Annotated in this window: 8 protein-coding genes; 4 read left to right on the forward strand and 4 right to left on the reverse strand. The window is 69.6% G+C overall.

Features of this window, described 5'->3' with window-relative positions; translation table 11 throughout:
• Positions 1 to 38: 38 nt before the first annotated feature.
• Complete coding sequence (gene ctaD / locus ACFZBP_RS12425) at positions 39 to 1691, forward strand: cytochrome c oxidase subunit I (protein WP_391413014.1); 1653 nt, start codon at positions 39 to 41, stop codon at positions 1689 to 1691.
• Positions 1688 to 2011: a hypothetical protein gene (locus ACFZBP_RS12430; protein ID WP_391412379.1), complete on the forward strand. Its 324-nt coding sequence runs from the start codon at positions 1688 to 1690 to the stop codon at positions 2009 to 2011. The genes ctaD and ACFZBP_RS12430 overlap by 4 nt, the downstream gene beginning before the upstream one ends.
• Positions 2012 to 2018: 7 nt before the next feature.
• On the opposite strand, the gene ACFZBP_RS12435 is transcribed toward ACFZBP_RS12430, so the two are convergent.
• Positions 2019 to 3980, reverse strand: a complete 1962-nt coding sequence (locus ACFZBP_RS12435; protein ID WP_391412381.1) for an RICIN domain-containing protein — start codon at positions 3978 to 3980, stop codon at positions 2019 to 2021.
• Between the two features lie 197 nt (positions 3981 to 4177).
• Here ACFZBP_RS12435 and ACFZBP_RS12440 point away from each other — a divergent pair, with 197 nt between their 5' ends.
• Positions 4178 to 5389: a nucleotide disphospho-sugar-binding domain-containing protein gene (locus tag ACFZBP_RS12440; RefSeq protein ID WP_391413016.1), complete on the forward strand. Its 1212-nt coding sequence runs from the start codon at positions 4178 to 4180 to the stop codon at positions 5387 to 5389.
• A 36-nt stretch (positions 5390 to 5425) separates the two neighbouring features.
• On the opposite strand, the gene ACFZBP_RS12445 is transcribed toward ACFZBP_RS12440, so the two are convergent.
• Positions 5426 to 6088: a TetR/AcrR family transcriptional regulator gene (locus ACFZBP_RS12445; RefSeq protein ID WP_383442966.1), complete on the reverse strand. Its 663-nt coding sequence runs from the start codon at positions 6086 to 6088 to the stop codon at positions 5426 to 5428.
• A gap of 169 nt (positions 6089 to 6257) precedes the next feature.
• Between ACFZBP_RS12445 and ACFZBP_RS12450 the strand changes: the two genes are divergently transcribed.
• On the forward strand, positions 6258 to 7511 hold the full coding sequence (locus ACFZBP_RS12450; RefSeq protein WP_391412383.1) for a YncE family protein: 1254 nt from the start codon (positions 6258 to 6260) through the stop codon (positions 7509 to 7511).
• Between the two features lie 223 nt (positions 7512 to 7734).
• Here ACFZBP_RS12450 and ACFZBP_RS12455 read toward each other — a convergent pair whose 3' ends face one another.
• Both ACFZBP_RS12455 and ACFZBP_RS12460 read right to left on the reverse strand, forming a co-directional pair.
• Complete coding sequence (locus tag ACFZBP_RS12455) at positions 7735 to 9597, reverse strand: cellulase family glycosylhydrolase (protein ID WP_391412386.1); 1863 nt, start codon at positions 9595 to 9597, stop codon at positions 7735 to 7737.
• Between the two features lie 74 nt (positions 9598 to 9671).
• Entirely contained in the window at positions 9672 to 11687 is a 2016-nt protein-coding gene (locus ACFZBP_RS12460) for a GTP-binding protein (protein WP_391412388.1), read from the reverse strand.
• Positions 11688 to 11691: the final 4 nt, after the last annotated feature.

The raw sequence follows: 11691 nt of genomic DNA on the forward strand, positions 1-11691 counted from the left end.
CCGTGATTCTTGTCGCGTCCCCCGAGTGTGACGTCCGGGTGGGCCGCGGACACAGGCGGGGCGTGAAGAGGATCAGAGACATCAGGAGCGTCCGAGCCGTGCAGTGGCTGACCACCACGGATCACAAGACGATCGGAACGCTCTATTTGGTCACGTCGTTCGCGTTCTTCTGCCTCGGTGGTGTGATGGCGCTGTTCATGCGCGCCGAGCTCGCCCGGCCAGGTCTGCAGATCATGTCGAACGAGCAGTTCAACCAGGCGTTCACGATGCACGGCACGATCATGCTGCTGATGTTCGCGACGCCGCTGTTCGCCGGCTTCGCGAACTGGATCATGCCGCTGCAGATCGGCGCGCCCGACGTGGCGTTCCCCCGGCTGAACATGTTCGCCTACTGGCTCTACCTGTTCGGCTCGCTCATCGCGGTCGGCGGCTTTCTGACGCCGCAGGGCGCGGCCGACTTCGGCTGGTTCGCCTATGCGCCGCTGTCCGACGCGGTCCGCAGCCCGGGGGTGGGTGCCGACATGTGGATCATGGGTCTGGCGTTCTCCGGCTTCGGCACGATCCTCGGTTCGGTCAACTTCATCACGACGATCATCTGTATGCGCGCCCCGGGCATGACCATGTTCCGCATGCCGATCTTCACCTGGAACGTGCTGCTGACCGGGGTGCTGGTGCTGCTGGCCTTCCCGGTGCTCGCGGCGGCGCTGTTCGCGCTGGAGGCGGACCGCAAGTTCGGCGCGCAGGTCTTCGACGCGGCGAACGGCGGAGCCTTGCTGTGGCAGCACCTCTTCTGGTTCTTCGGCCATCCGGAGGTGTACATCATCGCGTTGCCGTTCTTCGGCATCATCAGTGAGGTCATCCCGGTCTTCTCCCGCAAGCCGATGTTCGGCTACACGGGTCTGATCGCGGCGACCATCGCGATCGCGGGCCTGTCCGTGACGGTGTGGGCGCACCACATGTACGTCACGGGAGGTGTGCTGTTGCCGTTCTTCTCCTTCATGACGTTCCTCATCGCCGTGCCGACGGGCGTGAAGTTCTTCAACTGGATCGGAACGATGTGGAACGGCTCGCTGAGCTTCGAGACGCCCATGCTCTGGGCCCTGGGATTCCTCGTCACCTTCGTCTTCGGCGGCCTCACGGGAGTCATGCTCGCCTCACCACCGCTGGACTTCCCGACCTCGGACACCTATTTCGTGGTGGCCCACTTCCACTACGTCATCTTCGGCACGGTGGTGTTCGCGATGTTCTCCGGATTCCACTTCTGGTGGCCGAAATTCACCGGCAGGATGCTCGACGAGCGCCTTGGCAAGATGACCTTCTGGACGCTGTTCATCGGCTTCCACGGCACCTTCCTGGTCCAGCACTGGCTGGGTGTGAACGGAATGCAGCGCCGCATTCCCGACTACCTGGCCGTGGAGGGACTCACGACGCTCAACTCCCTGTCGACGGTCTTCTCGTTCGTCCTCGGCGCCTCGCTGCTGCCGTTCTTCTACAACGTCTGGAAGACGGCGAAATACGGCAGGAAGGTCGAGGCCGACGATCCGTGGGGTTACGGCCGCTCGCTGGAATGGGCGACCTCCTGCCCTCCCCCGCGCCACAACTTCCTGACGTTGCCCCGCATTCGCTCCGAGTCGCCGGCGTTCGACCTGCACCACGCCCCGACGCCGGAAAGGGAGTTGACGTCCCCGTGAGCATCACCGACAAGTTTCTCAACGACGTCGAGGGGCATCTGCTGCTCGCCGCGACCCGCGAGGAGGGCCGTACGGCCGCCGCGCGGTTCAGTGCGCCGCTGCGCTGGCTGACGGAGGAGCAGCGGGGTGAGGTGGAGCGGCGGTTCGAGGCGGAGTACCTGGCACTCGCCCGCGCCTCCTGGCAGCGCACGGCGGCGCGTGCCGGAGGACTGCGGGACGAGTACGAGGCGAGGTACCGCGGTCTGCGCCGCCGCTTGCTGGCCTCCTGCCTGCTGATCTGCGCCGCGGCGTGCGGCGTACTGGTCCTGTGTCTCGCCTAGGGCCGGGCTAGCTCACCGTCCACTTCTGGTTGTTCTGGCCGTTGCAGGTCCAGAGCACCAGCTTCGTGCCGTTGGCGGTGGCCGCGCCGTACGCGTCGAGGCAGAGCCCGGCGTTGACGTTGGTGAGGGTGCCGTCGCCGTTGAGGTTCCACTGCTGGTTGGTCTGGCCGTTGCAGTCCCAGATGACGACCCGGGTGCCGTTGGTGGTGCCGCGGTTGTGGGCGTCGAGGCACTTGTTGCCGTACACCACGAGTTCCTTGCGGGTGCTGTCGTACCGCCAGACCTGGTTCTGACCGGCGTTGCAGTCCCACAGCTGGGCGTCGGTGCCGTTGGCGATGGCGTTGTCGTCGATGTCGGCGCAACGGCCGGAGCCGGTCCCGGTGATCAGCGTGCCGTTCCTGCCGGGCAGCGGCCGAACGACGATGCCGTCGAGGGCGGGGGCGCCGGAGAAGGAGATCGTGTTGGCGCTGCCCTTGGCGAGGGAGACGTGGACGGAGATGTTGCCCGCACTGGAACCGGTCGGCGGGAAGGAGACCTTGGTGGGAGTCTGGCCGTTGACGGTGAGGGTGGCGGTGCGGGCGGTGGAGGTGTTGTTGGTGTAGGAGACCTCGACCGTCTTCAGGCCGGCGCTCCCGGCGACGACGCCGGAGAAGGCCGACGTGCCGCTGTAGGTGCTCGCGGCCTGTTCGGTGCCGCCGGTGACCGTGAGCATCACCGAGCCGTTCGCCGGGACGCTGGTGGTGTGACTCGTGCCGGTGGTGGCGACGTTCTGGCGGGCCCACAGGTCACGGACGGTCGCGGCGGCGTTCGTCAGGCCGAGGTCGGACCAGCGGACGGTCATGTTCCGCGTGGTCGACGTGCGGTTGAGCAGGACGACGGCGCGGTTGCCGCTGCCGGCGAGGACCTTGCCGTACACCTGGAGACCGCTGGTGTCCTCGGCGACCTCGACGCCCTGGAGGCCGCGCGGGTCCTGGTCGACGGCGATGACCTCGGGGTTGGTGAGGATGCTCGTCGTCTCGGCGGTGAGGGTGGTGAGGTCGAGGCCGGCCAGCAGCGGGGCGCCGGAGATCGCCCACAGGTTCATGTGGGAGCGGCTCTGGGCGGCGGTGAGGCCGTTCATGCCGACGACCATCATGTCGGGGTCGTTGTAGTAACCGGTGTGCTGGGCCGTGGGGTGGATGTTGCGGTCGAAGGCGGTGAGGACGTTGCCGTAGGACGGTGTGCCGCCGTGGAAGAAGATGTCGGTGTTCGTCCGCCACATCGGGCCCATGCCCGGGGCCCAGTTCCAGGGGTTGGAGTAGCCCCAGTTGCACAGGGAGAGGGCGAGCGGGCGGCCGGTGGTGGCGGTCGCCGCGGCCACGGCGTCACTGATCGCCTGGTAGGTCGTCCTGGGGTCGAGGCCCTCGGCGTCACCGCCGCACCAGTCGACCTTCACGAAGTCGAAGCCCCACCGCGAGAACTGCGTCATGTCCTGCTCGTAGTGGCCCTCGCTGCCCGAGCCGGGCGCGGCGGGGCGGCCGGTGGGGAAGTAGTAGCCGCAGCCGTCCTTGCCGGCGTCGGTGTAGATGCCGGCCTTCAGGCCCTTGCTGTGGATGTAGTCGGCGATGGCCTTCATGCCGCCCGGCCACTCCGTCTCGTCGACGGTGATGTTGCCGGCGCCGTCCCGGGTGCCCTGCCACCAGCCCTCGTCGATGTTGATGTACTCGTAGCCCGCCTCGGGCAGCCCCGCCGCCACGAACGCGTCGACCTGCCGCTTGATGACGTTGAAGTCGACCTTGGCGGCGAACGCGTTCCAGGACGCCCAGCCCATGGGCGCGCCGGGAACCGCCACCTGACGGGGCGTGGCCGCCTGGACGGGAGCGGACCCCGCGAACAGCAGGGCGGTGCTCGCGGCCAGCGCCAGGACGAGGGCGCGGGTGACGGTGGATCTGCAGCGGCGCAGGAAGTTCCTGCGGGGAGGGGGGTACATGCGGCTCCTTCATGCGGGGATGACATGAGGTTCGGCATTTCGAATAACATTCGGAAACTCGAACGTGTGCGCCGAAATTAGAGCCACGCGAGGGGGAAGTCAACGGATGGGGCGGGCCTGAAGTCGCCGGTTCATGCGACTGGTTGACGCTCACGAGGGCCGTCGGCCGCCATACTGACAGGGTGCGTGTAGCGATCATGACGGCGGGCTCCCGGGGCGATGTCGCCCCCTACACCGGACTCGGGCACGCCCTGTCCCGGGCCGGACACGAGGTCACCCTGGTCACGCACGGCTGCTTCGAGCGGCTGGTCGCGGGATCCGGTGTGCGCTTCCATCCGATGCCGCTGGATCCACGGGCGGAACTGGAATCCGAGCGCGGCCGGAGCCTGCACCGCAGCGCGACCGGTCTGGGCAAGCTCGTGCGCGTGGTGGGGATGGCGCGGGCGCTGGCCGGGCACCTGACGGACGACATGCTGGCCGCCGCGCGGAACAGTGACGTCCTGCTCCTGGCGGGCGCCACCACCCCGCTCGGGCACGCCATCGCCGACGGCCTCTCGCTCCCCACGCTCGACGTCCCGCTGCAACCGCTCGCTCCCACCCGGGAGTTCGGGCCGCCGATGCTCGGGGGCGGTTCCTGGGGGCCCGTCGGGAACCGGGTCGCCGGACACGGCGTGAGCCTCGCCATCCAGCGGGTCTTCTCGGCGGCCGTACCCGACGCACGGACCCGCCTCGGGCTGCCGCGCGGCAGGTCCCGCACCCCGCGCAGGAACCGCGCACTGCACGGTTACAGCTCCCTGGTGGTGCCCAGGCCGCGCGACTGGCCACCGCACCTGGAAGTGACGGGTTACTGGTGGCCGTACGACGGCGACACGCAACTCCCCGCCGAACTCAGGGAGTTCCTCGAAGCGGGCCCGCCGCCGGTCTTCGTGGGCATGGGCAGCGCGACCGTGCCGGACCCGGCGCGGCTGAGCGGCGAGGTCGTGCGCGCGCTGCGCCGGGCCGGGCTGCGCGCGGTGATCCAGCGGGGCTGGGGCGGCTTGGAGGCGGCCGGGGACGACGTCCTGACCATCGACGAGGTGCCGCACTCCGCACTGTTCCCGCGGATGGCCGCCGTCATCCACCACTGCGGTGCGGGCACCACGGCGGCCGGGCTGCGCGCCGGGGTACCGGCGGTGCCCGTGCCGATCCAGTTCGACGAGGGCTTCTGGGCCGGCCGACTGGTCGCCCTGGGCGTGGCCCCGCGCGCCGTGCCGCTGCGGAAGTTCACGGCCGACGCGCTGGCGGACGCGGTACGCCGGGCGACCACCGATGCGTCCTACGGCCGCCGCGCCCGGGACATCGCCGACCGACTGCGGGCGGAGGACGGCTTCGCGCCCGTCCTCGACGCGGTGAACCGGCTCGGCGGCTGAACCGCACGGTCCGGTGACGCCGCCGGTGGTCCCGCCTCAGGCACCGGCCAGCCGTGCGTCCCTCGGCTGGAGGATGCCGAGGAGAATGCGGACCAGTTCGTCGACGACCTCGTCGAGGGTGGCGTCCACCCACCCGGCGCTCCAGTCGTGCAGCAGCCCGTTGACGCTGCCGATGAACGCGGTCACGGCGATCCGGTAGTCGCGCGGCGCCGCCTCCCCGCGCGCCACGGCGGACGCCACCTCGGCGCAGACCAGCTCGACCCAGCGGGCCCGGCGCGCGAGTCGCTGTTCCTCCAGCCGGGGGCTGACGCCGATGATCTCGACGAAGGTGATGCGGATGCGGCGCGGGTCGGCGGTGACGTTCGCGGCGTACGCGCGGAAGATCGCGGTGGCGCGCTCGGCGAGCGGGAGGTGCTGCGCCTGCGCCACGGCGGTCAGAGTGGCCTCCTCGGCCCACGCGTTGACCTCCAGGTGGAGGGCGGCCAGGACGTCCTCCAGGGCGCGGAACTCCTCGTAGAACTGACGGGTCGACAGGCCCGCGGCCTCGCTCAGTGCCGCGACGGTCGTGCCCCGGTAGCCGGGGCTGCCGCCGAAGAGCCGCAGCGCCGCGTCCAGGAAGCGCCGCCGCCGCTCGGCCTGTCGCTCAGCGGCCGACTTGCCGCCGTAGCGGCCGGTGGGCGCCTTGATCCTGCCCGTCACGCTGTCCTCCCAGCACCTTGCCGACCCGACGGCCAATTTTGTCGTGTACGCAGTCTTGTGGAGAAGGGCACCCCCTCCTTACTTTTCAGTAAGTTGATTCTGAAAGCACCCGTGTTCAGATTCTCCCTCCCCTCTCGCAGGACTCCCATCTCAGAGGAAGAGAGCAGTCATGCCTGCCATCAGACCCAGGCACCTGTGCTCCGTGGCCGCCGCCCTCGCCCTGACCGCCGCCGTCCCCGCGACCACCGCCACCGCCGCCGACTCCTCCGCCGCCGCCCTGCGCGAGGTGATGTTCGTCGGGAACAACTGGGACGGCACCGCCGATGTCATCAAGTCCTCCGGGGACTTCGGGAAGATCGGCCGTATCGACGTCATCCCCGACAAGGACGAGCGGATGGCGGAGATCAACGCCGATCCGATCAAGTGGATCTACTTCATGGCGATCCGCAACAGCGTCGGTGAGGGCCACGACCAGTTCGTCGACGACATGTACTCCACGCCGGACGGCAGGTCCGTGGTCGTCTCGCGTCCCAGCTTCGCGGACGTCGTCTCCCTCGACCTGGCCACCGGGGACGTCAACTGGCGCTTCCCGGTGTCCGGTTACCGCGCCGACCACATGGCGGTCTCCCCTGACGGCAAGCGGGTCGCGGTGTCGGCCTCGACCTCCAACACCGTGCATGTGCTGGACATCGACACGGGGCGGGAACTGGGGAAGTTCGCCACCGGCGACAAGCCGCACGAGAACATCTTCACGCGGGACGGCAAGTACATCTACAACATGGCGATCGGCGACGTGAACACACAGACCGACGCCCCCTGGCTGGACTGGACGAAGGGCGACCGGCGGATCACCGTCGTCGACGCGACCACGTACCAGCAGGTCAAGGTCATCGACATGCGTCCGAAGCTGGACGCGCTCGGGCTGACGGACTACTCCGACGCGGTCAGGCCGGCCGTGTTCTCGCCGGACGAGTCGAAGCTGTACTTCCAGGTGTCGTTCTTCAACGGCTTCTTCGAGTACGACCTGGCCACCGAGAAGATCACCCGCACCAAGACCCTGCCGAAGAACCCGGCGACCAGCGACGACCGCACCACGTTCGTCAACGACTCACGCCACCACGGCATCTCGATGAGTCCCGACGGCAGCAAGCTGTGTGTCGCGGGAACGATGGACGACTACGCGACCGTCGTCAACCGCACCACCCTCCAGGAGGGCCCGCTCGTCACCGCATCCAAGCCCTACTGGGCCACGGTCAGCGGTGACGGCAAGTCCTGTGTGGTCTCCGAGAGCGGCACCGACCAGGTCACGGCCATCGACTTCGCCACGGGTCGCAAGCAGGTGTCCGTCCCGGTCGGCGACCACCCGCAGCGGGTCCGCCTCGGCCATGTGGAGGCCGGCTGGACCAGTCCGGCCGCCGGCTGATCAGCCCAGCGACTTCAGCACCGCACCCACCCCGTCCTCGGTCGCCATGTGCCGCATGGCGACCGAGGCGTCACGGGCTCACGTCTGCTGCCGACGGCCCGACCGAGCGCGTCGACTTCCGCGGCCGCCTGGCCCCGGTCGCTGTCGCCGTACAGCCGGTGACCGGCGCCGTACACCGTGCAGTCCGACGTGAGGGCAGGGGCAACCGAGGTCTCCGGCCCGGCTACTGGCCCGCCGTCCGCGCGGCCCACGCGGAGAGCTCGGACCGTGCGGCGTTCAGTACGGCGGCCGAGGGGCTGCTCGCCCCGTTCGTCACCAGCGCGTAGTGCGGGACGCCGGAGTCCGAGTCGGTGAGCAGCAGGCGACGGCTGCCGGTGCCGCCCGGTTCCGCGGCCACGCCGACCGGAGTGGTCGATGTGTAGGCGGGCGGGGCGTACGCCGTGCCCAGGTCGGAGACGACCGTGGTGGACCCGGTCGGGAACGACGCGGGCAGGTGCAGTTCGGTCGGTGCGGTACCGCTGTTCGAGCGCCACACCAGCAGCCCGTACTGTCCCGATCCGACCAGCTGCGCCACGTTCGGCAGCGAGCCGGGCACCGGGTTCCAGGTCAGGGTCGTCGAGCCGTCCCGGGAGCGGTCCTCGTAGGTGAAGGCGACCGTCGAACCGGAGGTGGCGCTCGGGTAGATCCGGTCGAGCAGCCGGGCGTCCTGACGCAGCACGGGGGTGCCCGAGTCGTCGAGGCGTACGGCGGAGAGGTCCTCGCCGTTCCAGGCGTCGCCGTCGGTCTGCACCTTGTCGGGGTTGTCGTTCATCAGCTCGTGGTGACGGCCGTTGTAGAGGTCCCACTGCCACTGGGAGCCGGAGAGGACGGGGCCGGAGCCCGCCGGGTTCGACCACCAGCTCGCGCCCTTCACGCGGGAGTCGAGGGCCTGGTACATCGCCTTGTAGACGGTCGGCGCCTTGTCGGAGACGGATCCGGTGAGCGGGTGCCCGAACTCGCTGATGATCGCGGCCGTCCCGGTGGCGGAGGCGCGGTCGCGGACGGTCCCGAAGTCGCCGGTGTACTGCCCGTCCTGCGCCTTGCCCCACATGAAGACGCCGGAGATGGCCTTCTGGTCGTAGAAGTGGGTGTTGAAGACATAGCGCGGGCCGAGCGTGCCGGCGTCCAGCAGTCCGCCCTCCTCCTTCTGGAAGTCGAGGTTGGCGTTCCAGAAGAGGTTGGGCTCGACGAAGGCGGGCTTGGTCTGCCAGCCCGCCGCGTCCATGCGGGCGCGGAACTTGACGTAGAACGGCCAGAGCACGTCCTTCTCCCACGTCCGGCTGGTCTGGCCGGAGTCGTAGCTGCCCGCGTGCGGCTCGTTCCACGGGTCGAATCCGACGACGCCGGCGAACCGGTCGGCGGTGAGGTTCTGCCTGAGGTACGTCATCGTCTTCTGGGCGGTGTCGAGGAAGGCGTCCTGGAGGCCGTACGCGTTGTGCCAGAAGTCGTACGTCGACTGCTTGACGGCTTCGTTCGAGGTGATGTTCTGGCCCCAGAACGGGCAGATCCCGCAGTATTCATCGGGATAGTCGCCGAGGTCGACGGCCCACTTGGGGGCGCCGTCGCCGGTGTACCAGCTGTCGCTGTCGAACAGCCAGCGGGAGTAGAGGTCCTGGTGGAAGTCGGGGTACACGCGGATCCCGGCGTCCAGGAAGGCGCGCATCTGGTCGGTGGCCTTGGCGAGGTAGGCGGTGTCCACCTGGCCGCGCACGGGCTCCGCGTAGGCCCAGGAGAGCAGGAAGCGCACCGAGTTGCCGCCGCCGAGGGCGCGCAGCGCGGTCGCGGACTTCTTGGCGTCGGCGGTCGACGCGAACGGCAGACCGTCGTTCTCCTTCAGTTTCGTCCCGCCGGAGACGTTGTAGCCGCGCAGCACGACCTCGCGGCCGTTGCCGTCGGTGAAGCGGCCGTTCTGCACGGTGAGGGGCGTTTCGTCGAACCAGAGGGAGTCGGGGAGGGGGGCGGCGGTGGCGGGAGTGGGGCCCGCCACCGACAGGGATCCGAAGAGGACGACCAGGACAACCAGGAGACGCGTCCGGATGTTCGGCATGTCCACTACAGTCCGGCGATATCAGGACACCGTCAATACCACCTGACCCATGAGTAAGTTTTCCCTCCGCAGGCTCAGTTACTCACTCTGCGGGTCAGGTTCAGCAGGTACTCCTTCCGGTTCAGCGGATTGAGGTCGGTGCGCCGGCGTTCCGGGAGGGTGCCGCGCGGGGCGGGGGCGTAGTGGTCGAAGACGCTCTCCAGCTCGCCCTCGCCCCGCGTCAGCCCCGGCAACTGCTGTTCCAGTTCGTGCACATGGGCCGCGGGCACCGAGCCCTCCAGCGCGCAGGACGCGCCGTGTGTCTCGGTGGTCTGCGGCACCGCGCGCAGCCTGGACAGCACCGGCAGCACGGCGGCCAGGGTGTCGGTCGGGGCCGCCAGGCGGAAGCGGTGCATCGGCTCGTGCACCCGGGTGCCCGCGCGGCGCAGGGCCTCGATCAGCACCAGCGGGGTGAGCCCGCGGAAGTCGTGGCCCGTACTGGACATGCTCTTGTCGAAGCCCTGGTGGGCGTGGCTCTGCCGGGGCGAGTAGCCGGAGTGGGTCATGGTGACCGTGCAGTCGGGGATCTGCCAGCCGTGCAGGCCCTGGCCGAGGGTCTCGCGGACGGTGTCCTCGACGGCCTTGAAGAAGGCGTACGGCATCGAGCCGAGCTCCACCTCCAGCCGGAAGGCCACGCCGGATCCGACCGGCGCCGGGTCGACGCGCAGGCCGACGGTCGCGAGGAACGGGTTGGCGTCCTTCTTGTTGAACTCGACCGCCGCGCCCGAGCCGACCGGCCGCTCGACGCACAGCGGCGTCGTCTCGCGGAAGGTGACCTCCAGTCCGAACTCGTCGGCGAGGGTGGCCTGGACGACCTCCTTCTGTACCTCGCCGTAGAGGGAGACGTAGGTCTCCTGGCGCACCTCGTCGTGGCGCAGGTCGATCAGCGGGTCCTGTTCGGCCAGCAGGGTGAGTGCTCGGTGCAGGCCCCGCCGGTCGGCGCCGTCGGCCGGCACGACGACGGTTTCGAGGGTGGGCGGGGCGAAGTGGTGCCCGTGGGCCTTGCGGGGTTCACCGAGCGCGTCGCCGGTCCTGATGTCGCCCAGGCCCCACAGCCTGGCGATCCGGCCCGCCGTCACCAGTTCGTCCCTGAGGTCGGTGCCCTGGTCGAAGACGCTGATCGCGGTGATCCGGCCTTCGGCCCGGGTGTCGTCCAGGCCGCCCGCGGCACCCGCGTCGCTCGATCCGCCGACGGCACCGAAACGGATCCGGTCGCGGGTGCGCAGGGTCCCGGAGAACAAGCGCGCGTACGCGACCTTCTCCCCCGCCGGTCCCCGCTCGACCTTGAAGACGGTGCCCGAGACCGGCCCGTCCGGGTCGCCGTCGGCCGGGGGCAGCAGCTGTCCGACGCCCTCGACGAGCGCGCGGACGCCGGCGCCCGTGATGGCGGAGCCGAAGTACACGGGGTGCACGATGGCCTGCCGGGTCTGGTCGGCGAGGGCGGCGCGGAGGCGGTCGTACGAGACGGTGTCCTCGATGTACGCCGTCAACAGGTCGTCGTCGTGGTCGGCGAGGACGTCGAGGGCCGACGCCGCGAGGCCGGGGACGAAGCAGGCGTCGCGCGTCCCCAGGCCCTGGGCCCTCCCCATCGGCACGACGGCCGCCGTCAGCCGCTCGGAGAGAGCCTGCAGGACGGCGTCGGAGCGCGCCCCTCGCCGGTCGATCTTGTTGACGAAGACGAGGGTGGGGATGCGCAGCCGTTGCAGCGTGCGCATCAGCACGCGGGTCTGCGGCTGGACGCCCTCCACCGCGGAGACGACCAGTACGGCGCCGTCCAGCACGCCGAGCACCCGTTCCACCTCGGCGATGAAGTCAGGGTGGCCGGGGGTGTCGATGAGGTTGACCGTCAGGTCGTCCAGCGCGAAGGAGACGACGGCGGACTTGATGGTGATGCCGCGCTGCCGCTCCAGCGCGAGGGTGTCGGTCCGCGTGTTCCCGGCGTCGACGCTGCCGACCTCGTCGATCACGCCCGCGGTGTGCAGCAGGCGTTCGGTCAGGCTGGTCTTACCGGCGTCCACATGGGCGAGGATTCCGAGGTTGAGCAGGTGCACGAAG

This window comes from Streptomyces sp. NPDC008086 (assembly GCF_042957325.1).
In the GTDB taxonomy this organism is placed as follows: Bacteria; Actinomycetota; Actinomycetes; order Streptomycetales; family Streptomycetaceae; genus Streptomyces.